This is a genomic window from Microbulbifer pacificus (assembly GCF_033723955.1).
Classification (GTDB): Bacteria; Pseudomonadota; Gammaproteobacteria; order Pseudomonadales; family Cellvibrionaceae; genus Microbulbifer; species Microbulbifer pacificus.
Genome location: NZ_CP137555.1, coordinates 2,370,952 through 2,394,777 on the forward strand (window position 1 = coordinate 2,370,952; position 23,826 = coordinate 2,394,777).

Genomic DNA, 23,826 nt, shown 5'->3' on the forward strand with positions numbered 1-23,826 from the left:
CGGATTTTCCCGGGTGACCATCAATTTTTCTCGAGTGACTATCAATGAGTGATAGGGAACAACCCTTTGTCGAGCACCTGATCGAGCTGCGGGATCGTCTGCTGAAAACCCTGTTGGTTGTGATCGCGATTTTTGCCTGCATGGCGCCGTTTGCCAACGACATCTACGATTTCGTCGCCGATCCGCTGCAGGCGCGCCTCACCGAAGGCGCGGGCATGATTGCCACCGAGGTAACCTCACCCTTCCTTACCCCGTTCAAAACCACGTTCGTGCTGGCGTTTTTCGTCGCCATTCCGTTTGTGCTGTTCCAGTTCTGGGCGTTTATTGCGCCGGGCCTGTACAAGCACGAAAAACGCCTGATCGGTCCGCTGATGTTTTCCAGTGTGATGTTGTTTTACGCGGGCATGGCATTTGCCTACTACGTGGTATTTCCGCTGATCTTTGAATTTTTTATCAGCTCGGCGGATGCGGATATCAAGGTGATGCCGGACATCCGCAGTTATCTGGATCTCGCACTCAAGCTGTTTTTTGCCTTTGGTTTCGCGTTTGAAATTCCCATCGCCACCATCGTGTTGATCTGGAGCGGTGTGGTATCTGCAGCGGACCTGGCGAAAAAACGCCCCTATGTGATCGTCGCCTGTTTCGCCGTCGGCATGCTGCTCACTCCGCCGGACGTGATCTCCCAGACCCTGCTGGCGGTCCCCATGTGGCTGCTGTTCGAGATCGGGGTATTTTTCGGGCGCTGGATCAAGCGCGGCAAGCGTGAAGAGCTTCCCGAAGAAGAATCATGATCGTGGTGCGGAATTCTCCGCACCATTTCAATGGCCGTGTTCAGGCCGCCAAAATAGCCGCTATGCTGATACAGCCCAGCACGCCGACAGCCAGTGCAAACAGCTGCCGGTGCGACTTCCACTGTGGCAACAGCGCAAGCAGCGCCAGTGGTGGCAGAAACAGGGCGACGATGCCGAGCGGTGCGGAATCCGCAAAGCAGACCCGCAGCAGGTAAATCCACAGCACGGCACCCAGCACCAGCGTAATTACCAGCGACACAGCGGCAACAGGTGGCATGGACGACTCCCTGAAAAATTTCCTACTGCTGACAAAGCTAGCTCTTTTCACCGGATTTGGCCGCAGCTGGCGTGTGGCTTTGCTATTGGCCAGTGCCCTTCTCGGTGGCTGTGAAACCATCCACTTCTACTCCCAGGCCGCCACCGGCCAGCTCAAGATTCTGGCCGGGCGCAAGCCCATCGACCGCCTGGTAAGCGACGAGCAGACCGATGCGAAACTCCGCCGGCAATTGCAGTGGGTGCAGGCTATCCGTTCCTATGCCGGCGCCGAACTGAATTTGCCGGTAGGCAGTGCCTACAGTGAGTTTACCCAGCTCGAGGGAGAGTACGCGTTGTGGAACCTGGTCGCAGCACCGGAGTTTTCTTTGTCGCCGAAGCGCTGGTGCTACCCCATCGCCGGCTGTGCCAGTTACCGCGGCTATTTCGACAAGGCGGATGCCGAAGCGCGGGCCGCGGACATGCGCGCCCAGGGCTACGACGTGTATCTCGGCCCGGTGCCCGCCTACAGCACGCTGGGCTGGTTTGATGACCCAGTGCTGTCGAGCTTTGTGGACTGGCAGCCGGACCGCCTGGCGGGCCTGCTGTTTCACGAGCTGGCGCACCGCCGGGTGTACATCTCCGGCGATACCCAGTTCAACGAGAGTTTTGCCACCGCTGTTTCGCGTATTGCGCTGCCACAGTGGCGCCGCCGCCAGGGGATTCCAGCCCCGGCGGTAGAAAGTGTGGCGCAGGCCCAGCGCGTAAACGGTCTGATGGTGACCGCGCGTAAGCAGCTGCAGGAAATTTATTCCTCGAGCCTCGGCGACGACGCAAAGCGCGAGCAAAAGGCGCGCACCCTGCGCCAGCTGCGCCACTGTTATCGCGAGCTATCTAGGGGCTGGGAGCACGACGAGCAGTTCACAAAGTTGGTAGAGAAGACCAACAACGCCACCCTCGCACTGGTGAGCGAATACCAGTCACAAGTGCCGGCCTTTATGCAGTTGTACAAAGACAGCGGCAGCGACTGGCAGGCGTTTTATGTTGCGGTAGAGCAGCTGGGAGCAGAGGCTAAGGATTCGCGCAAGGCGAAGCTCAAGGAGCTGGGTAAGCGGGCGGAGAGTGCCGGCATTACTCAGACTTCCAGCAGGAAAGTTACCGGGCCGTCGTTGCAGAGTGACACCTGCATGTCGGCGGCGAACTGACCGCCGGCAACGGGTAGCTCCGCTGGCATGATTGCACGCGCACGTCGCAGGAAATATTCGTAGAGCGCTTCCGCCTGCTGCGGGCTCGCGCCGCGGCTGAAGCTGGGGCGCAGGCCCTTTGCGGTATCGGCAACCAGGGTGAACTGGCTCACCACCAGCAGACCACCGCCCGCCTGCTGTACATTCAGGTTCATCTTGCCCTGTCCATCGCCGAAAATGCGGTAGTGCATGACTTTGTGCAGCAGTTTGTCCGCGGCCTCCTCGCTATCGCCCGCCTCTACCCCGAGCAGCAGCAGAATACCGCGGTCGATGGCCCCGACGGATTGACTGTCCACCTCTACTTTCGCGTGTTTTACCCGCTGGATCAGGCCTTTCATCGTAATCCTCCCCTAAACTGCACTGGCACTCTGGAACCCCGACCGCGAATCGCTTAGGGTCTGTGCAGCCGAGTGTAAAGGTTCCTTAAACTGGCATCGACCACCCACTGGGCTAAAGCCCAAAATGCAGTTACCCCGAATAACGCTATACAGACCGGAAGCCTTGCATGAAAAAGACAGCCATCGCCCTGCTCGCCGCCGCTGCGGTCGCAGGTGGCATTGCCGCTAGCTACACCGCCGCCACTGGCAAAGCTGCAGTAGCGTATCCGCAAACCAAGAGTGTCCCGCAGCAAGATGACTACTTCGGTACCAGCGTGAGCGACCCCTACCGCTGGCTGGAGGACCTGGAATCACAGCCGGTAAAGGACTGGGTGACCGCCCAGAACGAATTCTCCCTGCCGACACTCAAGGCGCTGCCGGGGTGGCAGAAAATCAACGACCGCCTCACCGAACTGTGGCAGTACGAACAGTACGGCGTGCCATACAAAAAGGCCGGCCAGGTTTTCTACGAATACAACGACGGCAGCTGGGACCAGAGTGTGTTCTACAGCACCCGGGATATATACCAGGACGGCGGTGTCGTGCTCGATCCGCGCACCCTGAGCAAGGACGGCACCATCGCCGCGAAGAATTACTCCGTGAGCCCGAATGGTCGCTATCTCGCCTACGGCACCTCCGACGGCGGCACCGACTGGACCGATTACCATGTGCGCGACTTGAAAACCCGTCGCCTGATGCCCGACCACCTTACCGGGATTAAATTCAGCGGTGCCAGCTGGGCCAAGGACGAATCCGGTTTTTACTACAGTCGCTATCCGTTCAATGAAGATGGCAGCGCAGACGACAGCAAACAGGTGGCGGTGTACTTCCACAAAATTGGCGAGCCCCAGGGCCGCGATCGCCTGGTGTATGAAATTACCGATCATCCATCCCGCAACCCGGAAGCGCAGGTCAGTGACGATGGCAATTACCTGATCTTCGGTATCTTCGATGGCTACGACAGCAACGGCATTTACTACAAGGACCTGCGCGACGAGAAGGCGCCGGTGGTCAAGTTGTTGAATGACTGGGATGCGCTCTACACCTATCTCGGCAATAACGGCAAAACGTTTTTTTTCGAAACCAATGCAAATACCACCAATGGCAAGATTGTTGCGATCGATCTGGACCAGCCGGAGAAAGCCAACTGGAAAGTCCTGGTCCCGGAACAGAAGGATGCGCTGCAGAGCGCCAGCCTGATCGGCGGGCGCTTCGTGCTGCATTATCTGCAAGATGCGAAATCCAAGGTGGTGGTTACCGACCTCACTGGCAAGCAGCAGTACGAGCTGCAGTTGCCGGGTATGGGCACGGTGGAGGGTTTTCACGGTGAGCCGGATGGCAGCGAAACCTATTACGCCTTCAGTAATTTCCTGACGCCGCCCAGCATCTACAAGCTGGATGTGGCGAGCGGAAAAAGTGAAAAAGTAAAACAGCCGAAATACCCGGCGGATTTTTCTGATTACACCGTGAGCCAGCACTTTTTCACCAGCAAGGACGGCACCCGTGTGCCGCTGTTCCTGGTACATAAAAAGGGCCTGAAAAAAGACGGTAGTAATTCCACTCTGCTGTATGGGTACGGCGGCTTCAATGCGGCGCAGCTGCCCCAGTTTTACACCCGTTTCGCCGGCTGGCTGGATATGGGAGGCACCCTGGTGATGGTGAACCTGCGCGGTGGCAGTGAGTACGGCGGCGACTGGCACAAGGCCGGTACCAAATTGCAGAAGCAGAATGTGTTCGATGATTTTATCGGTGCTGCCCAGTGGTTGATTGCTGAAAAAATTACCTCACCGAAAAAGCTCGGCATCATGGGACGTTCCAACGGCGGTCTGCTGGTCGGTGCGACCGAAGTGCAGCGCCCTGACCTGTTCAAGGTGGCGCTGCCGATTGTCGGTGTGCTCGATATGCTGCGCTATCACACTGCATCTGCCAACGCGCGCCAGTGGTCCAGCGATTACGGCCTGTCGGAAAACAAAGATGAGTTCGCCGCGCTCTACGCCTATTCGCCGGTGCACAACACCAGCAAAGGAACCTGTTACCCGGCCACCTTGATCACCACCGCCGATCGCGACGACAGGGTGGTGCCGTGGCACAGCTACAAATTTGCCGCTGCGCTGCAGCGGGACCAGGGCTGTGACAACCCGATCTATCTCGCGGTGGAAACCCGCGCGGGCCACGGTGCGGGTAAACCGGTGTGGATGCAGGTGGAAGATTTTACCAACCAGTACGCCTTTCTCGCCCATGAACTGGGTCTGGAAATTAAGTAAGCTCGCTGATTGATGGGCGGTATCCACTGTCCTCGTAGTAAAAGAGAAATAACATGCGCGCATTTGTAACCGGCGGCACCGGCTTTCTCGGTGCCAACCTGATTGAACAATTGAAAGCCGATGGCTGGGAAGTTATTGCCATGCACCGTCCCGGCTCGAATGTCGCGCGCCTGCGCGAGCTGGGTGCCACGCCGGTGGCGGCATCGCTGGATGACATCGATTCCCTGCGCGCGGCGCTGCCCAAGGATCTGGATGCGGTGTTTCACCTCGCGGGCAACACCAGTATGTGGCGCGGCGGCGACGCCCAGCAGTGGCAGGACAATGTGGTGGGATCGGCCAATCTCGCACGCGCGGCGCGCGAGCATTTTGCCGCGCAGTTGGCAGGTGGAGGGGCGCCGGGCCGGATGATCGTCACCAGTTCTATCTCCGCGTACGGTTACCAGCAGGGCGTCCTCAGCGAAGAGAGTCCGCAGTGCGCGAACGATCCCAAATATCACTACCACTACTCGAAAATGCACGCGGAAAACGCAGTGCGGGAAGAGATTGCCAAAGGACTGGATGCGGTGTTCCTGAACCCCTGCGGCATCGTCGGCAAATACGATGTATCCAGCTGGGCCCAGACCTTCTTCATGCTCGCGGAAAACACACTGCCGGGGGTGCCCCCAGGCGGTGGTTCCTTCTGCTACGCGGGCGCGGTGGCGCGGGCGCATATCCGTGCGTTTGAGCGCGGGCGCTGCGGGCAGAACTATATCCTCGGCGGCACCGATGCGAGTTTCCTCGAGTTTTTCGGCATCATCGCCCGCCTCGTGGGAGTGCCGGCACCGACGCGCACCACGCCGGCATTTGCCATCCGTGCGATCGCCGCGCTATCCGGACTTGTGTCCCGCTTCACCGGACGTGAACCCGCGGTAACGCCGCAGAAGGCCGCGATGCTCACACGGCGCACGGCCGCCGACAGCAGTCTCGCACAGCGCGAACTGGGCTATGGCACCGAGCTCAGTCTGGAGGAAATGCTGCGGGAGTCACGCGACTGGCTGGTGAGCGAGGGACTGTTGCGTTTACCGGATGCGTCCGCCGAGGCCGCGGTGAGAAGCGAGGCAGAAAGAAAAGCATCGTGAACCGTCGCAATCTCGTATTTGTGCTGGTGACGACCCTGCTGATCCTCCAGCTGATCCAGCACTATTTCTTCTCCGGCAGCGGGCAGTAACCCGGAAATCCCTGTAGGAATACGCGATAGCAGTGTGACCGGAGCCTAGTCGGCTTCGGTTCACTTGCCGTATTCTTGTGCAAATTCGTTCTGGCAACTGCTTATAGGGGAGATGTACTTGTGGATGGACTGAAAGCGCAACTGGAAGAGCTGTGGCCGGTGGTGATGGACGTGGGGCTCAATGTGCTCTGGGCCCTGCTGGCCCTGCTGGTGACCTGGATCGCGGCAAAAATCGTGGCCCGGGGAATCCGGCGCCTGGGTGAGAAGGGTATTGACGAGACCCTGATTCCGGTGCTTGAGACCCTTGCGGTGTGGGGCACCTATGTGATCGGCGGCCTGGTGGTACTGGACATTTTCGGGGCCAACACCACCTCCCTGGTTGCGCTGCTGGGTGCCGCGGGTATCGCCGTTGGCCTTGCCCTGAAAGACACCCTGCAGTGCATCGCCGCCGGCTTTGTCCTGCTGGGGCTGCGCCCGTTCCGCGTGGGTGAGACCATCCAGTTCGGCAGCATCATCGGCACCGTGCGCAAGATCGGCCTGTTCACCACCGAGCTGGACACGCCGGACGGCCTGCGCATTTCCGCACCCAACGACAAGGTGTGGGGCGAGACCCTGACCAACTTTACCCGCAATGCCAGCCGCCGTATCGAGATCATCGCCAGCATTGCCTACGGCGACGATATCGAAACGGGTATGAACGTGCTGCGCAAACTGGTGGCGGAAGAGCCGCGCATACTCACCGAGCCGGAACCCGCCTATGCGGTGCGCGCACTGGCAGACAGTTCGGTGAACCTGCACCTGCGCGCCTGGACCACCACCGACGATTACTGGGACGTGTACTGGTCGCTGATGAAAAAGCTCAAGCCGGCGCTGGAAGCCGAGGGGCTCAGTATTCCTTTCCCGCAGCGTGAGCTGCATATCATCAATCAGGCTGAAAAACAGCCGCGGGAAAAAGTGGCCCATGAATAACTGGTTGTCCATTGAACCGCTGGCATGGAGTGGCATTCTTGTCGCTATGGCCTGCGCTGGTGCCATCGGTCTCGAGCGCCAGCTCAGGGGCAAACCGGTAGGTATTCGCACCTCCATTCTGATCGTGCTTGGTACTTACACCTTTACCGCGCTGGCCGTGTCTATTGGCCAGGGCGCGGATCAGGCGCGGGTACTCGGCCAGGTAATTACCGGCATCGGGTTTCTCGGTGCCGGTGTCATGCTCGCCCGCGACGGTGTGGTGGTGGGGGTAACTTCCGCTGCCACTATCTGGGTGCAGGCGTCCATCGGCACCCTGATTGGATTCGGCAAACCCGGTACCGCAGTGGTCATCACCGGGCTGGTCCTGTTCGTGTTGTTGGGTGTGGATATTCTGGAAAATTATTCCACCCGCTTTACCCGCGGCGTGCACTCGCGCTATCGCCGCTGGCGCGACCGGCGTGATTTGCGCGAGGAGCTGCAGCGACCGAATCCCGCGGTACTTAGCGACGGCATTGCGCCGCACTCAGCTGCCGCGCCCGACGAGGAAGTACCCGAGCCGGCAATGACCGGCCGTGAAGAAAAAACCATTTGATCCTTCGAATCGTTCCGGTATTGCACGACCGGAACGTTTTCAATTTCTGAAACCTTTTTAAAGAGGCGAGTGTTATGCGCAAAGCGCTACTGAGTCTGGTTATCGCGTCCGTTATTGCGGGCTGTCAGCAGGGTGAAGAACCGAAGAAAGATGCACAGCTGGAAGCTGGTGCAGTTACCGCGACACAGCAAGCGGGTGAAACTGCTTCTGTTACTGAAGTGGACCAGGAGGCGGAAACCAAGCGCCTCGGCGAATGGTTCGACGCGAAATTCGAGGAAGAGCTGCAGTTCAGCCCGATCCAGCTCAGCTACCTGGGCCGCAAGGAGCAGTACGACAAGATCGACGATATGAGCCGCGCCGCCGACGAGCGCAAGCTGGCGTGGAAGGCGAAAACCGTCGAGGAAATGAAGCAGAAGTTTGATTACGACAAGCTGACTGCCGCCGGCAAGGAATCCTACGACCTGTGGATTTTCCAGTACGAGCAGGAAGTAGCCGGCAAGCCCTTCTGGGAGCACAGCTACTTTGCCGGTGAGCTGGGTGGTCCGGAGGATCAGTTCCCCACCTTCCTGATCAACCAGCACAAGGTGGACACCGAGCAGGACATGCGCGATTACATCAGCCGTATCGGCGCCTCTGGTCGCGCGCTGGGACAGGTTCTGGAGCGCGCGCAGGCGTCTGCGGAAAAAGGTATTCGCCCGCCGCGTTTTGCCTATGACCTGGCGATCGAACGCGCGCAGAAAGTCATTTCCGGCAAACCCTTTGGCGATGGCGGCGACGCGCCACTGATGGCCGATGCCAGCAGCAAGATCGACGCGCTGAAGAAAGACGGCAAGATCGACGACCAGACCGCGGCAAATCTGCAAAATGCAGTGGCCGAGGCCCTGAACGGCGAATTCAAGCAGTCCTATGACGCCTATATCGCATGGCTGCAGAAAGACCGCACCAATGCCAGCGAAGAGGCCAAGGGCGCTTCCAGCCTGCCGGACGGTGAGGCCTTCTACAACAGCCGCCTGTCCGTTTACACCACCCTGCCGCTGTCCGCCGAGGAAGTGCACCAGATCGGTCTCGACGAAGTGGCGCGCATCCGCAAGGAGATGGAAGGCATCAAGGACCAGGTGGGTTTCAAGGGTAACCTGCAGGAGTTCTTCACCTTCATCCGCACCGACGACCAGTTCTACTACCCGAACACCGATGAAGGTCGCAAAGAATACCTGGCGGAAACCCAGGGCTTCCTGGATGACGTGCAGAAAAAACTGCCGGAATTCTTCGGTATCCTGCCCAAGGCAGGCCTGGTAGTGAAGCGCGTGGAAGCCTTCCGCGAGGTCCCCGGTGGCGCCCAGCACTATCAGCCCGGTACTCCGGACGGCTCCCGCCCGGGCACCTACTATGTGCACATGTCCGACATGAGCGCGCTGTCCACCACCGATATGGAAACCGTGACTTACCACGAGGGTAACCCCGGCCACCATATGCAGATCTCCATTGCCCAGGAGCTGGAAGGCATTCCGAAATTCCGCACCCAGGCGCATTTCACCCCCTACGTGGAAGGCTGGGCGCTTTACTCCGAAGCGCTGGCCAAGGAGATGGGCCAGTTCCGCGATCCCTACAAGGACTTCGGTCGCCTGACCGCGGAAATGTGGCGTGCCATCCGCCTGGTTGTGGATACCGGCATGCACGCCAAGGGCTGGACCCAGGAACAGGCGGTGGAATATTTCCTGGATAACTCCGCCATCCCGGAAGGCGCGGTGCGCTCCGAAGTGCGCCGCTACCTGACCCTGCCGGGCCAGGCCACTTCCTACAAGATCGGCATGCTGAAGATCCAGGAACTGCGTGCCAAGGCCGAGAAAGAGCTGGGCGACCAGTTTGATATCCGCGCCTTCCACGACACCGTCCTCGGTGGTGGTGCACTGCCGCTACCGCTGCTGGAGAAGCGTATAAACGCCTGGATCGACAGCGTCAAACAGGGCTGAACCAGGCTTTAGGGCTGAACTACGCTTAAAAGTCCCGGAGTAAACAGGACGGGCGCAATGCCCAAGCGTATTGATGACAGACCTGCTGCGGGGGCCTGGCCGGTACTACTCGGTATCAGACCCCTGAGTGTGCGACAGATACCGGCGGAAATCCTCGCCGGTATCACCCTCGCGGCACTCGCGGTACCCGAAGTCATGGGCTACGCGAGAATTGCCGGCATGCCCGTGGTTACGGGTATCTACACCCTGATTGTTCCCCTGTTCATTTACGCCCTGCTGGGTGCCTCGCGTCACCTGGTGGTGGGGGCGGATTCGGCCACCGCGGCAATCCTGGCCGCAGGCCTCGCCGGTATCGCGGCAACCTCCTCCGCGCACTATGTGGCGCTGGCCACAGTGACCGCGCTATTCGCGGCATTTCTGTTACTGGTGGCGCGGCTGGTGCGCCTCGGCTTTCTCGCCAACTTTCTCTCGCGTACGGTACTGATCGGCTTTCTCTCCGGCGTCGGCATCCAGGTCGCCCTCGGGCAGCTGCCGGGAATGGTGGGGCTGCAGGTATCGGGGGGCGACGAATGGCACAAACTCCACGCCGCGGTGCGCAACCTGGATGCGACCAATGCCTACGCCATCGGCATCAGCGCGGCGGCAGTGATCCTGATCCTGTGTTGCAAAAAGCGCTCGCCGCGCATTCCCGGCGCGCTGATCGCGGTTATTGCCGCGACCTTTGCCAGCTGGGCGCTGGACCTGCAGCGACACCTGCCGGTGCTCGGTGAAATCCCCGCCGGCTTTCCGGATTTCGGCCTGCCGCAAATCCACTGGGAGCGGCAGCTGCTGGTGGAGCTTATGCCCACCGCGTTTGCCATCTGTTTCGTGATTCTCGCGCAGAGCGCCGCCACCGCCCGCGCCTATGCGGAGCGCTACGGCGAACGCTTTGATGAGGAGGCGGATCTTGTGGGGCTCAGCGCGGCCAATCTCGGCGCCGCACTCACGGGAACCTTTGTGGTCAACGGCAGCCCCACCAAGAGCCAGATCGTCGACAGTGCCGGTGGCCGCACCCAGTTCAGCATGCTCACCGCGGGTGTGATCGCGCTACTGGTGCTGCTGTTTCTGACCCGGCCACTCGGGCATATGCCGGACGCGGTGCTCGCCGCCGTGGTGTTCCTGATCGGCCTGGAGTTGATCGATCTGCGCGGCCTGCGGGAGATTTACCGCACGCGGCCATTGGAATTCTGGGTTGCGGTAGTGACCATGGCGACGGTGGTTTTGATCGGCGTCGAACAGGGCATCATGCTGGCGCTGGCACTCTCTCTGGTGGTGCATACCCGCCACGGCTATAACCCCACCAATGTACTGCTGGTGCCGGTTGCCGGGGAGGGTTGGCGTGCGCGGCCCATTGCCAGTGGCGTGCAGGCGGTGCCCGGGCTGATCATCTATCGCTTCAACCACAGCATGTATTACGCCAACGCGCAGCGGCTCACCGACGAGGTCACACAACTGGTCGATACAGCGGAGCCCCGCTTGCACTGTTTCTGTATCGAACTCTCCGCGGTGGACGATGTGGATTTCACCGCGGCCGAAGCGCTGGCCAAGCTCCATCGCGCACTCTCTGCCCGGGGCATCCGCCTGCTGTTCACCACCGTCATGCTGGGTGAATCCACCCGTGCGCTGGCACAGGTCCGTGCGCTGGTAGGGGAAGAGGCCATTTATCCCAGCCTGAATGCGGTGGTTGCCGCCGCTACGGAAGTCTGAGCATCGCAGGCCATCGCAGGCCATCGAAGGAAAGCCGCAACATGGACTATTTCGAGGAATTCCGGATTAAACCGGGCAGCCGGGTAAAGCTGGCGGCCATCGATGCCTCCTATCACGGCGAACACAAAACCCACGAGGCGGCGCTGCCGGTCATCGAGGAATACGCGCGCCGGCTGCGCGAACTGCAATATCTACTGTATGCGGAGCACAAACGTTCACTGCTGATCTGCCTGCAGGGGCGCGACGCCGCGGGCAAGGACGGCACCATCAATCATGTGCTGGGGGCGATGAACCCGCAGGGATGTACCGTCACCGGGTTCAAGCAGCCGTCCGTGGAAGAAGCCGACCACGATTTCCTGTGGCGATGCCACAAGGCGGCGCCTGCGCGCGGTCATGTGGCGATTTTCAATCGCTCCCACTACGAGGATGTACTGATCCAGCGGGTACACAAGATGGTGCCGGAAAGCGTCTGGTCCGGGCGCTACCAGCACATCAACAACTTTGAACAGCTGCTTGCCGACAACCACACCCTGATACTGAAGTTCTACCTGCACATCGATGCGGAGGAACAGCTGGAGCGTTTCCGCAAGCGTATCGAGGACCCGACGCGTCACTGGAAAATCAGTGACAGCGACTATGCGGAAGCCCCCTTCTGGAATGAATACACCGCGGCATTTGAAGATGTGCTGGATAAATGCAGTACCAGTTTTGCACCCTGGTTCGTGATACCGGCCAATCACAAGTGGTTCCGCAACCTGGCGATTTCCCACATCGTGGTGCGCGCGCTGGAATCGTTGAAGATGGAATTCCCGCAGCCAACGGTAGATATCGACAGTATCCGCAAAAAATATCACGCCCTCGATCGGGCGGAGGTGCGGCAGGGAATGATTACGCAGGAGGAAGGGAAAAGCAGTGAATTAAAAGAAAACAAGAAAAATAAAAAATAATCGGCGCGGGCCTTGCCAGCCTGCGCCGATCTGCGGCTTTCGATCAGAACGCCACGCGGCGGTAGCGGCGATAGGCCGGCGACCAGAAATTTTTCTCGATCAGCTTAACCAGCTTGTCTTCGCAGATTCCCGGGGCGACGCCGTCCGCCTGGGCCTGCTTGGCCACCGCCATGGCGATGGCCTTGCCCACTTCGCGGATCTGCGACAGCGACGGCAGCAGCGCCCCACTGCCGTCCTTCACCACCGGCGCGTTTTCCGCCAGCGCGTTGGACGCGGCCATCAGCATGTTTTCCGTCACCCGCGTGGCACCGCCGGCGATGACGCCGAGGCCGATACCCGGGAAGATATACACATTGTTGCACTGGGCGATCGCGTACTGTTCGCCGTTTAGCTCCACCGGGCTGAACGGACTGCCGGTGGCGACCATCGCCTCGCCGTTGGTCCACTCCAGCACTTCCTGCGGAGTGGCTTCCGCGCGCGAGGTGGGGTTGGACAGCGGCATCACCAGCGGGCGCTTGCAGCCCTTGTGCAGGGCCTCGATCACCGGCTGGGTGAACAGGCTGCCCTGGCCGGACACGCCGATGAGGATGGTGGGTTTGACTTGCTCGATCAGCGCCTGCAGGTCCCATTCAGACGCCTGGGGATATTTTTCCGGGCTCTGCGCCAGCTTCTGCTGGAAGTCGTGCAGGTTTTTCATGTCGCTGGTGACCAGGCCGTAGCGGTCGAACATGAAGATGCGCTTGCGCGCTTTCTCTTCCGACAGACCGTCGTTCACCATCGCCGCCACCACCTGTTCGGCGATACCGCAGCCAGCGGAACCGGCACCCACCACCAGCACCTTCTGTTTGGACAGCGCCTCGTCCTTGGCCTTGCAGGCCGCGAGCATGGTGCCGAGTGCCACCGCAGCGGTGCCCTGGATGTCGTCGTTGAAGCAGCATACCTTGTTGCGGTAGCGGTTCAGCAGCGGCATGGCATTGGTCTGGGCGAAGTCCTCGAACTGGATCAGGACCTTGGGCCAGCGGCGTTTTACCGCGGCGATGAATTCATCCAGGAATTCGTCGTACTCCTCCTGGGAGATGCGCTCGTTGCGCCAGCCCATGTACATGGGGTCGTTCAGCAGGGTGCGGTTGTTGGTACCCACATCCAGCATCACCGGCAGGGTGTAGGCGGGGCTGATGCCGCCGCAGGCGGTGTACAGGGAGAGCTTGCCGATGGGGATGCCCATACCGCCGATGCCCTGGTCGCCGAGGCCGAGAATGCGCTCGCCGTCGGTGACCACGATGACCTTTACGTTCTCCTTGGTGGCACTGCGCAGGATATCGTCCATGTGTTCGCGGTCCGGGTAGGACACGAACAGTCCGCGGTGGTTGCGGTAGATATTGGAGAACTCTTCACAGGCCGCACCCACCGTGGGGGTGTAGATGATCGGCAGCATCTCTTCGATGTGCTGCTCGATCAGGTGGAAGAACAGGGTCTCGTTGTCGTCCTGAATCGCGCGCAGGTAAATATGCCGCTCCAGATCCGTGCGGCACTGCTGATACTGGTGGTAGGCCCGGCGCACCTGCTCCTTGATGCTTTCCACATTGTTCGGCAGCAGGCCGATCAGGTTGAATTCGATGCGCTCCTGCAGGCTGAAGGCACTGCCCTTGTTGAGCAGGGGGATTTCCAGCAGTGACGGGCCGGCGTGGGGAATGTACAGGGGGCGTTTATCTTTCTGGCTCATAAAACAGCGAAAAATCCTGTGGGCGATGGCCCGCAAAAAACGAAACTGGCGCGGGCCGGGCGAATCAGAGCCGGCATTCTACGCCGGTTGACCGAATGTGTCTTACGGGATGGCGGAATTTTACAGAAGCGATTTTCGGTGGAGCAAAATCCCGCGGACTGGTTAAATCACCAGAACAAAAAACGGTAAATAATTGCGAGGAAATTGATGTTCGTTTACCAGGTAGAACCCCGCTTCAGCGAAACCGACGCGCTCGGGCATATCAACAACACCGTGGTACCCGTGTGGTTCGAACAGGGGCGCACACCCGTCTTCCAGCTGTTCAACCCGGATCTGGCGCTGAACCAGTGGAACCTGATCCTGAAAAAGATGGAGGTGGACTTCGTTGCGCAGATCTATCTCTACTCCCCGGTGGAAATCCGCACCACCCTGAAGGCGGTGGGCAATACCTCGTTTACCCTGCATCAGGAAGTCTGGCAGAAAGAGCAGCTGGTGGCCCAGGGAGACTGCGTGATGGTGCATTTCGATTACGAGAAGCAGGCCTCTGCGCCCATCCCGGCGGCGGTAAGGGAAAAACTGCTGCCGCACATGGTGTAAGAAAAAGCCGGCACTATTGCCGGCTTTCGCTGCAGGATCGTCAGTGGATCTGGATGCGGTGACTGACGGGCTCCTTTGGTTCAGCTTTTGGAACCGTCAGTGTCAGCACGCCGTCCTTGAAGGTCGCGTCAATATCTTCCTCCTTGATGTCCCCGCCCAGATTGAAGCTGCGGGTGAATTTTCCGTAACGGCGCTCCTGGCGCAGTACCTTGCCACCCTCTTCCTCGCCTTCGGAAATTTTCTGGTGCACCTCGGCCTCGATGGTCAGTACGCCATTTTCCAGGGTGACCTCCAGATCCTCCCTGGCAATCCCGGGCATTTCCGCACTGATCTGGTAATTGCCCTTGCTCTCGTGAATATCCACCCGCGGGGTGAAAAAGCCGCTGCGGGACTCACCGCTGAGTTGTCCAGTGTTAAAAAATTGCTCCACGAAGTCATCGAAATTGAGCACGGTGTCTCTGGGAACCAGTTTCATGATGCTCACCTCCCCTCGATTCGGCAGTGATCACCGGCGCAAGCGCAGCCGGTGCCTGGCAAAAATTATAGGGAGGGGGCTGTGGATCGGTAGCGGAAGGGTGACCGGGTTTGGGGCTTCGGCCCTCTGTTCAGTCGCTCACCACCTGGTTGCGCCCACCTTTCTTGGCGCGATACATGCGGGAGTCGGCCTCTGCCAGCATCTGACCCTGGGTCGCCGCCGCGGGGTTGTCCTGGGCCACGCCGAAACTGATGGAAATGGTGACCGGCTCCGCATAGGTGGCGCTCAGCGCTTCCACTTTCTCGCGCAGTTTTTCCGCGAGGATACTGCCCCCGGCGACGTCGGTATTGGGCAGCAGGATCAGGAACTCCTCCCCGCCCCAGCGCGCGACCACATCGTCCGCACGGGTGTTTTCGCGCAGTATCCGCGCCACGTCTTGCAGCACGCGATCGCCGAAACTGTGCCCGAAGGTGTCGTTGATGGCCTTGAAACTGTCGAGATCGCCGATCAACACCGTATAGCGCCCCGCGAGGTCGGCATTGCGTCTCTCCAGATCGCTGATGGCCTTGTAGGCCTCGCGACGGTTGGCGAGGCCGGTGAGGGCATCGGTGCAGGCGTGGTTTTCCAGTTCCGCAGTGAGTTTGTGCAGCATCTGCTGGGTCTGGTGGCGGCTGCTGTCGAGGATCGCGGTGAGCGCGGTTAGCGCGCCGAAGACCGCGATAAAGCGCGCGCGGTGGCCGGTGTCGTATTGCGCCAGCAGTCCGGGGAACTCCGGATAGAACAGGATCAGTGCGGTGGCGCCGCCGACAAAGGCGAGGGTTACCGTGCCCCACTTGTAGCCGTACAGGTTGATAAACCCTGGCACCAGCATCACCGCCCACATCAGGCCGGTATTGTTCACACCGCCGGAAAGCAACAGATAGAAGTAGAGCACCAGCAGCAGCGCGCCCACCAGCAGCGGTGTCTTGCGGCTGGGGCCGGCGATATTGACCCCGATATACGCGCCCAGGATTACCGCGGTCACCGCGAACAGAGTGCCGGCGAGAAACAGGTCTGCCGCCATCAGCGCGATCACGCCCATGGCGCCGGTAATCGCCAGCGCAAAAATCAGCATATATCCGGAAGCCTGGATGCGGCGGCGCAGCTCAAGGCCCATTACCTGGGCAATGGGGTCGCCGAAATCAGTGCTGTGTTGATGGCTGCGGATAGAGGGCTTTGCAGTGGTTTCCATTTGCTCTGGTCTTGTTCGCATTGTCATCGCGGCCAGGTCCCTCGGCCGTTATACCCAGGGCTTTGGACAAGCGTCCGAAGCCGAAGGGCTATAGTAATGGCGAACAGCACTGGCGCGGAGACCGGCATGGCACAGCTGCGATTGATTTGTGACGACATTCTCACTATCGAGGCGGATGCCCTCGTATGTCCGGCGCACAAGCACCTGATTCGCGGGCGTGGGCTGTCCGCACAGGTCTACGACCGTGCCGGCGCGGCCTTGGTAAGTGAGTGCTCGCAGCTCCCGGAGTGCGCGGTGGGGCAGGCGTGTATTACCAGTGCGCCTAACCTGCCGGTGCACTATCTGCTGCATACGGTGACACCCCAGTGGAGCAGTGGCGACCAGTGGGGGGCGCTCGCGGTGGCGCAACTGCGCCAGTGCTACGAAAGTGTGCTCGCGCTGGCGACAGAGCGCGGCCTCAAACGTCTGCTGTTTCCCGCGCTGGGGGCGGGGACCAACCGCTTTCCCCACGAGATCGCCGCCCATCAGGGCCTTGAGGTATTGCATGGCGTGCAGCAGAAGTTCGCAATGATTACGATATGCCTGCACAGCGAGGCGGCTCTGGGCACATGGCGCAAAGTGGAGCGACGCTTTTTCGGGGCGCCATAACCTCGGTTGAAACCCATGAAAATTTCCCCCCGGCAAAAATTGCTGCACGAACACCGCCCGGAAAATATCGCCCAACGCCTCGGCCAACCGCCGCGGCCGGAGCGTATGTCGGACCTGGTGCTCGGCGCCATCGACGGTTGCATTACCACCTTTGCCATCGTCTCGGGCGCCTTTGGCGCGGGGTTTTCGCCGCTGGTGGTACTGGTGATGGGGGTGGCCAACCTGCTGGCGGACGGCGTCAGTATGGCGGTGAGCAACTACGAGGCGGTCAACGCCCAGCAGCGTTTTGCCGAACACGCGCGCCGCACCGAAGAACAGCATATCCGCCTGGTTCCGGAGGGCGAGCGCGAGGAAATCCGGCAAATTTTCGCCGGTAAGGGATTCAGCGGCGAAAACCTGGAGCACATCGTCGACACGGTGACCGCAGACCGCACCCTGTGGGTGGACACCATGCTGAGCGAGGAGTACGGCCTCAGTCTCATCGACCCCAACCCGCTGGCTTCCGCGTGGTGGACGTTTGTGGCCTTCGTGCTGGTGGGGCTGATACCGCTGCTGCCGTTTTTCTTTAACGGGGAAAACTTTACGCAGAAATTTGCCATCAGCACCGCGCTTGCCGGCCTGGTATTTTTTTCCATTGGCCTGCTGAAAGGCTGGGTGTTCCAGAGTTCCCTGTTGCGTGCGGGGCTGGGGACCTTTTTGTTGGGAAGTACCGCGGCGGGAATCGCTTTCGCGGTGGGTTACCTTCTCCAGGGAATGTTTGGGGTTGCCTGAGGACCGGGCGGTTAACTACGGATAATTCCGGCCTTTTTGTCCGGCAGTAAACTCAGCCGAACAGCTCCTGCAGTCCCGTGAAAATATACACAGCGCTGACCGTGAGAATTACTGCGCTGCCAATGCGTTTGAAATGGTGGTCGTGCAGTTTTTCCACCAGAATTTTACCGAGTGTATTGCCGAGAATTGCCGCGGGAATTACCGCAGCAAACAACCAGTTTGGCAGTGATACCGAAAGATCCAGAAACATGGCGTAATAGCCCAGTTTGATCACATGCCCCAGGGTTTGTGTAATTGCCTTGGTGCCAAGAATCTGGTGCCGGGTCAGTGAGCTTTTTACATAGAACAGGTCCAGTACCGGCCCGGACACCCCCGCCAGCATCTGTGCACCGGTAACCAGGATTCCCGCCAGAAATGCCACCGGTTTACGACAGATATCCATCGCAAACTTTTTCGGAATTGCCAGCGCCAAAAACGGGAAGCTACCGATCAGCAGAAACATGATCCCCTTGCTGGGCACAAAGTTCAGCAGCATAAACAGCAGCAGGATCACCAGCGCACCGCCCGTGTAGGGTATCAGTACATCCCACTGCACATGCCGCCGGTACAGCCACACCCGCGAGCCATTCGAGGCGGTCTGGCTGACGCCGTGCAAAACCATCGCCGCCGGTACCGAGAGAAAAAATCCGAAGATTCCCATAAGAATGGAACCGCCGGCCATACTGAGCACCCCAGAGATCAGGCTGGTGATCAAGGTGGCCAGAACGAGCAGGAAATAGGTCATCGCCAGTGAAATTCGATCGGTCGGAATATTCGCAACAGTATCGCTTGGTCGGCAAATTTTAAAGTCGGTAGATCCGCAGGTTTTCCGCCCATGGGTGAAAGGCCGAAGACCCTTCCGGCAGATGCTCGTGAATGCCCAGCACGAGGGCGGCGCCGGGATTCATTGCCGCCTGCAGGCGCTCAAGGGTGGTGTGTTGCAATGCGGTGTTGAAATAGGTGAATGCGAGGTTGCGGCACAGTACCAGGTCGAACGGCCCGGTGGGTACGCCGGTGCGGAGATCTTCAACTCTGAATTCGACACAGCGACGAATATTTGGTTTGAGACAATAGTATCCGTCCCCAGCAGATAAAGCCGTATCCAGCCACTCGGCGGGCATATCTTTGAACACGCGCTGGGGATAATGGGCTTTCTTGCCGCGACGACACAGGTTTGCATCGGCATCGGAGGCGACGATGTTGATCTGTAATTCGGGAAACGCCGCGCGCAGCTGCAGTTCCCAGATAATCGCCAGGGTATAGGGCTCTTCCCCGGCACCGGCGCCCGCACACCAGACGTTCAGGTTGTCGGCGCCGCGGGCGCGCGCGCGTTGTGCCAGTTCCGGCAGCACGGTAGCCGCCAGGTAGTCAAACACAGCCCGGTCGCGGTAAAAGCGGGAGATGCTAACTCGGCTCATGGCGTCCAGGGTCTGCCATTCGTCCGGATGTGTATCGAGGTAACGGCGGTAGGCGGGCAGGTCTTCGATACCCAGTTGTGTGATGCGTCGATAAAGACGCTTGCAGACCTGGGGGCGAACACCGTGGTAACCCCGCCACCGCAGACGCAGTTCCGGCAGAGCCCACTGCAAAAACTCCGCACACTGCTGTTTCCGGGTGGAGTGCAGAGGTATTTTCTGATCTGGATCGACCGGTCTCCCCGTCATATCCATGAATCCACTCAGCGAGCCTTGTTGATATCGTCTTCGGTTACCAGCAGCACACCATCCCCCCAGCTATTTGAAATAAAGGCAATGATCGCCGTGATCTCGCGGTTGGTCAGGAAATCCAGCGAGGGCATCAGGCGCTCTTCGCTGCCGTCGGTTTGTTTGCCTGTGCGTCCGTGCAAAATGGTGCTGATCAGCAGGGGTTTGTTCGCCAGCAACTCGGGATCGCGCAATGAGGGGTAGAGCGCTTCCTCTCCGTAGCCATCGACCTGATGACATTTTATGCAATTGTCGGCAAAGGACAGCGCGCCAAGGGCGACCAGGTTGCGCGTTTCCTGCTCGGTTGCCGCCGCACCCAGGGAGATTGCAGCCAACAGTACGCCGATAGAAATTCTGAAACTCATACATTGGATCCTGTTGCCAAAAAAGCGATGCACTTATGCTACCTTGATTCCCCTCGAGCGGCATATAGCTTCGAGGACCATTGGCTTTCCGGCCCAAGAACGTTTATCGAGAACCAGGAATAGTTGCAGCATGAGACTTTTTGGCAGCTTTACTTCACCCTATGTACGCCATTGCCGTATCGCCCTGATGCAATCCGGGCTCGACTGGGAAATGGTGGAACTGGATATCCATACCAGCAAGGACCCGGGCACGCCCACCCTGCGAGTCCCGTTTCTGGAGGACGGTACCCTGAAGCTGACCGACTCCACGCCGATCGTGAAATATGTGCGTGAGAAAGCCGGTCAGGTATTTATTCCGGACGTTAGAGCCCTCGATCGCTACTGTCTTGCCAACACCCTGCTGGATGCGGCAATCAATCTCTTCCTGCTGGAGCGCAGCGGCCTCGATATCGAGTCGAACGTGTACACCCGTCGTCAGCAGCAGCGAATTGAACTGGTTCTCAGCGAGCTGGATTCGGCACCACTGCCCGCAGCGGGGCAACTGAATGATGCCGATTACCGTGTGGCAGTTGCCGCCGCCTGGGGCCAGTTCCGCAAGCGCTTCTCCATTGCCTCGCATCCCAACCTGCAGCGCCTGTTGGAAATCGCCGGAGAAAATTCGATATTTGTGGCGACTGCACCGCCCACAGTGTAAGGGCCGCCAGTATCGACGGATAACGATCATTAGGGTCAGAATCATTGATTTCTCAGCCGGTAAATTGAAGGTCAATGAACCTGACTCCGTTGATCAAAGACAAGGGGAGTTATTGCAGTCCCGAGTCGCCAACCCTCCCTATGCACGTACCTTCGGAAGGTGTGCGGAGCAACGACAGAGAAATGCAATGAAAATAAAATCCCTGATTACCTGTATGCCATTGTTATTTGCGGCCTTGCACAGTGCGGCCAACCCCGAGGGCGCCAAGGCGGTTGGCCCGATCATCGACATGCACATGCACGCGGGCCCCGGTAACGAAAATTCCAGTCTCTATCGGCGCGCGCCGGGTGAGACGGTCGATGACGCCAGCTTGCGCTGGTTTCGAGCCGAGCTCGACCGGTATGACGTACAGCTTGGCCTAGTGGGCGGACCGGTCAGTGACGCACTACGTTTCCAGCAGGCCGCTCCCGAGCGATTGTGGGCAGGCATCATTTTTCCGTGTGTTAACGGGCGGGAACCTAACGGCTGGAGGTGTTTTTCCTCGGGGGCAGACATGCCGGATCTGGTCTGGCTGCGCAGTGAAATAGAAGCGGGGCGAATCAAGTTCCTTGGCGAACTGCTGAACGTCTATGCCGGTGTGTCGCCCCAGGATACACGGATGATGCCTTACTATGATTTGGCTGCGGAGTACGATATCCCTGTTTCTGTACACGCGGATGAGGGGCCTCCCCCGAACAGTCCGGTGCGGCTCGCTGGCTGTTGCCCGGACTTTAACGGCGATTACGCCAACCCCGCGCTCTATCGCCCCTTGCTGGAAAAATACCCGCATCTGCGCCTTCTTCTTATGCACACGATCCGGGATGAATCTGTCAGTGAGGCAATCAAACTGATGGATGACTACCCAAACGTGTATATGGACACGTCACCCATGTCCAAGGTGCCGCGGGAGTGGGTCCATGCATCCCTGAAACGAATAACGGAAGCGGGTCATGGCGACCGCATTGTATTCGGCTCGGATTATTGGGGTTCCATTGGCGCCGGGATTGAGGTGATTGAGTCGGCGAGCTTTCTGACGGTGGAGCAGAAACGCGGCATCTACTTCGACAACGCCGCGCGCTTCCTGCGGCTGAAATCTGAAAAGGAACACCCGACCGGCGTAGTTGCGGGCAAAAATTAAAAAGTCACCAATAAAAAACGGGCCATTCGGCCCGTTTTTTATTTTCCGAAGAATTACTTCTTCGCACGCTTACGCATGTTTTCCTGCAGGATCTTCTTGCGCAGGCGGATGAAGTGCGGGGTCACTTCCACCAGCTCGTCGTCCTCGATGAACTCCAGCGCCTGCTCCAGGGTGTGGCGGATCGGCGGAGACAGGGTCAGGGCCTCGTCGGTGCCGGAAGCGCGGATGTTGGTCAGCTGCTTGGCCTTGGTGGGGTTTACCACCAGGTCGTTGCCGCGCGAGTGAATGCCCACGATCTGGCCCTCGTACACTTCTTCGCCATGGCCCATAAACAGACGGCCGCGCTCCTGCAGCGGGAACAGGCCGTAAGCCAGGGTCTTGCCCTTGACCATGGACACCAGCACACCGTTGATGCGCTTGGCCACGTCGCCCTGCTTCACCGGACCGTAGTGGTCGAAGATGCTGGTCATAATGCCGGAGCCGCTGGTCAGGGTCAGGAACTGCGAGCGGAAACCGATGATGCCGCGCGATGGCACGACGAAGGTCAGGCGCACACGGCCCTTGCCGTCCATTTCCATATTGGTCAGGTCAGCCTTGCGCAGGCCCATTTCTTCCATGATGGAACCCTGGTGCTGTTCCTCGACATCGATCATGACCTGCTCGTAGGGCTCCTGCACTTCACCGTCGACGATCTTCTGTACTACTTCCGGGCGGGATACGCCCAGCTCGAAGCCTTCGCGGCGCATGTTCTCGATCAGTACCGACAGGTGCAGTTCGCCGCGGCCGGAGACCTTGAACTTGTCCACGGTATCGCCCGGCTCCACGCGCAGCGCCACGTTGTGGATCAGTTCCTGTTCCAGACGATCCTTGATGTTGCGGCTGGTAACGTATTTGCCGTCCTGGCCAGCAAACGGGGAGTCGTTCACCTGGAAGGTCATGCTCACGGTGGGCTCGTCCACGGTCAGTGCCGGCAGTGCTTCCGGGTGGTCCGGGTTACACAGGGTGTCGGAGATGTTCAGCTCGCCCACACCGGTGATGCACACGATGTCGCCGGCGCTGGCCTGTTCCACTTCCACGCGTTCGAGGCCCAGGTAACCCATGACCTGCAGCACCTTGGCTTTGCGCTTGTCGCCCTCGCGGTCGAGGATTACCACCTGCTGATTCGGCTTCAGGGTGCCGCGCTTGATGCGGCCCACGCCGATCACGCCCACGTAGCTGTTGTAGTCCAGCGCGGAGATCTGCATCTGGAACGGGCCGTTCAGGTCCACCTGCGGCGGGGAAACCTTGTCGACGATCATCTGGAACAGCGGAGTCATGTCTTCCGCCATGTCGGTGTAGTCGAGACCGGCGATTCCGTTCAGGGCAGAGGCGTAGATGACCGGGAAGTCCAGCTGCTCGTCGGTAGCGCCGAGGCTGTCGAACAGGTCGAATACCTGGTCCATTACCCAGTCGGGGCGCGCGCCCGGACGGTCAACCTTGTTGATCACCACGATCGGGTTCAGGCCCTGTTCGAACGCCTTCTGGGTCACGAAGCGGGTCTGCGGCATGGGACCGTCTACCGCGTCCACCAGCAGCAGTACGGAGTCCACCATGGACAGTACGCGCTCTACCTCGCCGCCGAAGTCGGCGTGTCCGGGGGTGTCGACGATGTTGATGCGGTAATCGTTCCAGCGGATGGCGGTGTTCTTCGCCAGGATGGTGATGCCGCGCTCTTTTTCCTGGTCGTTGGAATCCATCACCCGCTCGGAGTCGGCGCTGCGGCGGTCCAGGGTACCGGACTGGGACAGCAGTTTGTCCACCAGGGTGGTCTTGCCGTGGTCAACGTGGGCGATGATCGCGATGTTGCGAAGGTTGTCTATCACTGGGGGAACTCTCGAAAGTGGTCGGATGCCTTGCGCGGCAGGCAATCTGGGCGCCGGCGGATGAAATTGGGGGCGCATTATAGAGGGGATATGTGTCAATTGGCAGTGGTAATTTGTGCAAAAATTAGCCGGGTCCGATTGTGACCGTTTTTGCCTCCTTGGTTTTGGGCTGCAGTGCGCCG

At 59.6% G+C, this 23,826-nt stretch carries 23 protein-coding genes; 14 read left to right on the forward strand and 9 right to left on the reverse strand.

Going from position 1 to position 23,826, the window contains the following annotated elements; translation table 11 throughout:
• Positions 1 to 44 precede the first annotated feature (44 nt).
• A complete protein-coding gene (gene tatC, locus R5R33_RS10260) occupies positions 45 to 791 on the forward strand; it encodes a twin-arginine translocase subunit TatC (RefSeq protein WP_318952604.1) in 747 nt (248 codons plus the stop codon).
• Positions 792 to 831: 40 nt separating this feature from the next.
• Here the strand turns inward: tatC and R5R33_RS10265 are convergent, their stop codons facing one another.
• Positions 832 to 1,068, reverse strand: coding sequence for a hypothetical protein (locus R5R33_RS10265; RefSeq protein ID WP_318952605.1), 237 nt, complete (start codon positions 1,066 to 1,068; stop codon positions 832 to 834).
• A 73-nt stretch (positions 1,069 to 1,141) separates the two neighbouring features.
• Here R5R33_RS10265 and R5R33_RS10270 point away from each other — a divergent pair, with 73 nt between their 5' ends.
• A complete protein-coding gene (locus tag R5R33_RS10270) occupies positions 1,142 to 2,248 on the forward strand; it encodes an aminopeptidase (protein ID WP_318952606.1) in 1,107 nt (368 codons plus the stop codon).
• Here R5R33_RS10270 and dtd read toward each other — a convergent pair.
• Positions 2,179 to 2,625, reverse strand: coding sequence for a D-aminoacyl-tRNA deacylase (dtd, locus tag R5R33_RS10275; RefSeq protein WP_318952607.1), 447 nt, complete (start codon positions 2,623 to 2,625; stop codon positions 2,179 to 2,181). The two genes, R5R33_RS10270 and dtd, sit on opposite strands and share 70 nt — an antisense overlap.
• A gap of 167 nt (positions 2,626 to 2,792) precedes the next feature.
• Between dtd and R5R33_RS10280 the strand changes: the two genes are divergently transcribed.
• The 7 genes from R5R33_RS10280 (at position 2,793) to R5R33_RS10310 (ending at position 12,359) form a co-directional block, all read left to right on the forward strand.
• Complete coding sequence (locus R5R33_RS10280) at positions 2,793 to 4,928, forward strand: prolyl oligopeptidase family serine peptidase (RefSeq protein ID WP_318952608.1); 2,136 nt, start codon at positions 2,793 to 2,795, stop codon at positions 4,926 to 4,928.
• A 53-nt stretch (positions 4,929 to 4,981) separates the two neighbouring features.
• Positions 4,982 to 6,046, forward strand: a complete 1,065-nt coding sequence (locus R5R33_RS10285) for an NAD-dependent epimerase/dehydratase family protein (protein ID WP_318952609.1) — start codon at positions 4,982 to 4,984, stop codon at positions 6,044 to 6,046.
• Between the two features lie 209 nt (positions 6,047 to 6,255).
• Positions 6,256 to 7,104, forward strand: coding sequence for a mechanosensitive ion channel family protein (locus R5R33_RS10290; protein ID WP_318952610.1), 849 nt, complete (start codon positions 6,256 to 6,258; stop codon positions 7,102 to 7,104).
• Positions 7,097 to 7,696: an MgtC/SapB family protein gene (locus R5R33_RS10295; protein ID WP_318952611.1), complete on the forward strand. Its 600-nt coding sequence runs from the start codon at positions 7,097 to 7,099 to the stop codon at positions 7,694 to 7,696. Before R5R33_RS10290 ends, R5R33_RS10295 begins: the two co-directional genes overlap by 8 nt.
• Before the next feature lie 74 nt (positions 7,697 to 7,770).
• Positions 7,771 to 9,666 carry a DUF885 domain-containing protein gene (locus R5R33_RS10300; protein WP_318952612.1) on the forward strand — a complete coding sequence of 632 codons (1,896 nt, stop codon included), beginning with the start codon at positions 7,771 to 7,773 and terminating at the stop codon, positions 9,664 to 9,666.
• Positions 9,667 to 9,723: 57 nt separating this feature from the next.
• The gene (locus R5R33_RS10305; RefSeq protein ID WP_318952613.1) at positions 9,724 to 11,412 is read left to right on the forward strand and encodes a SulP family inorganic anion transporter; all 1,689 of its coding nucleotides are present in this window, start codon (positions 9,724 to 9,726) and stop codon (positions 11,410 to 11,412) included.
• Positions 11,413 to 11,453: 41 nt separating this feature from the next.
• Positions 11,454 to 12,359 carry a polyphosphate kinase 2 family protein gene (locus R5R33_RS10310; protein WP_318952614.1) on the forward strand — a complete coding sequence of 302 codons (906 nt, stop codon included), beginning with the start codon at positions 11,454 to 11,456 and terminating at the stop codon, positions 12,357 to 12,359.
• Between the two features lie 43 nt (positions 12,360 to 12,402).
• On the opposite strand, the gene R5R33_RS10315 is transcribed toward R5R33_RS10310, so the two are convergent.
• Complete coding sequence (locus R5R33_RS10315) at positions 12,403 to 14,082, reverse strand: NAD-dependent malic enzyme (RefSeq protein ID WP_318952615.1); 1,680 nt, start codon at positions 14,080 to 14,082, stop codon at positions 12,403 to 12,405.
• 207 nt (positions 14,083 to 14,289) lie between these two features.
• Here R5R33_RS10315 and R5R33_RS10320 point away from each other — a divergent pair, with 207 nt between their 5' ends.
• The gene (locus tag R5R33_RS10320) at positions 14,290 to 14,679 is read left to right on the forward strand and encodes an acyl-CoA thioesterase (protein WP_318952616.1); all 390 of its coding nucleotides are present in this window, start codon (positions 14,290 to 14,292) and stop codon (positions 14,677 to 14,679) included.
• Positions 14,680 to 14,719: 40 nt separating this feature from the next.
• Here R5R33_RS10320 and R5R33_RS10325 read toward each other — a convergent pair whose 3' ends face one another.
• Positions 14,720 to 15,154 (reverse strand): Hsp20/alpha crystallin family protein, encoded by a 435-nt coding sequence (locus R5R33_RS10325; protein ID WP_318952617.1) that lies wholly within the window; start codon positions 15,152 to 15,154, stop codon positions 14,720 to 14,722.
• Positions 15,155 to 15,284: 130 nt separating this feature from the next.
• Positions 15,285 to 16,385: a GGDEF domain-containing protein gene (locus tag R5R33_RS10330; protein ID WP_318952618.1), complete on the reverse strand. Its 1,101-nt coding sequence runs from the start codon at positions 16,383 to 16,385 to the stop codon at positions 15,285 to 15,287.
• 96 nt (positions 16,386 to 16,481) lie between these two features.
• Here R5R33_RS10330 and R5R33_RS10335 point away from each other — a divergent pair, with 96 nt between their 5' ends.
• Together R5R33_RS10335 and R5R33_RS10340 are read left to right on the forward strand one after the other, a co-directional pair.
• Positions 16,482 to 17,033 carry a macro domain-containing protein gene (locus R5R33_RS10335; protein WP_318952619.1) on the forward strand — a complete coding sequence of 184 codons (552 nt, stop codon included), beginning with the start codon at positions 16,482 to 16,484 and terminating at the stop codon, positions 17,031 to 17,033.
• A gap of 15 nt (positions 17,034 to 17,048) precedes the next feature.
• On the forward strand, positions 17,049 to 17,804 hold the full coding sequence (locus R5R33_RS10340) for a VIT1/CCC1 transporter family protein (RefSeq protein ID WP_318952620.1): 756 nt from the start codon (positions 17,049 to 17,051) through the stop codon (positions 17,802 to 17,804).
• A gap of 52 nt (positions 17,805 to 17,856) precedes the next feature.
• Here R5R33_RS10340 and R5R33_RS10345 read toward each other — a convergent pair whose 3' ends face one another.
• From R5R33_RS10345 to R5R33_RS10355, 3 genes are read right to left on the reverse strand one after another with little or no spacing between them, the layout of a single operon-like run.
• Positions 17,857 to 18,588, reverse strand: a complete 732-nt coding sequence (locus tag R5R33_RS10345) for a TSUP family transporter (protein WP_318952621.1) — start codon at positions 18,586 to 18,588, stop codon at positions 17,857 to 17,859.
• 58 nt (positions 18,589 to 18,646) lie between these two features.
• The gene (locus R5R33_RS10350; protein WP_318952622.1) at positions 18,647 to 19,507 is read right to left on the reverse strand and encodes a CheR family methyltransferase; all 861 of its coding nucleotides are present in this window, start codon (positions 19,505 to 19,507) and stop codon (positions 18,647 to 18,649) included.
• Positions 19,508 to 19,521: 14 nt separating this feature from the next.
• The gene (locus tag R5R33_RS10355) at positions 19,522 to 19,911 is read right to left on the reverse strand and encodes a c-type cytochrome (RefSeq protein ID WP_318952623.1); all 390 of its coding nucleotides are present in this window, start codon (positions 19,909 to 19,911) and stop codon (positions 19,522 to 19,524) included.
• Between the two features lie 130 nt (positions 19,912 to 20,041).
• On the opposite strand from R5R33_RS10355, the gene R5R33_RS10360 reads away from it, so the two are divergent.
• Together R5R33_RS10360 and R5R33_RS10365 are read left to right on the forward strand one after the other, a co-directional pair.
• Positions 20,042 to 20,605: a glutathione S-transferase family protein gene (locus R5R33_RS10360; protein ID WP_318952624.1), complete on the forward strand. Its 564-nt coding sequence runs from the start codon at positions 20,042 to 20,044 to the stop codon at positions 20,603 to 20,605.
• Between the two features lie 187 nt (positions 20,606 to 20,792).
• Entirely contained in the window at positions 20,793 to 21,782 is a 990-nt protein-coding gene (locus R5R33_RS10365) for an amidohydrolase family protein (RefSeq protein WP_318952625.1), read from the forward strand.
• A 53-nt stretch (positions 21,783 to 21,835) separates the two neighbouring features.
• Here R5R33_RS10365 and typA read toward each other — a convergent pair whose 3' ends face one another.
• Positions 21,836 to 23,644, reverse strand: a complete 1,809-nt coding sequence (gene typA / locus R5R33_RS10370; protein WP_318952626.1) for a translational GTPase TypA — start codon at positions 23,642 to 23,644, stop codon at positions 21,836 to 21,838.
• Positions 23,645 to 23,826: the final 182 nt, after the last annotated feature.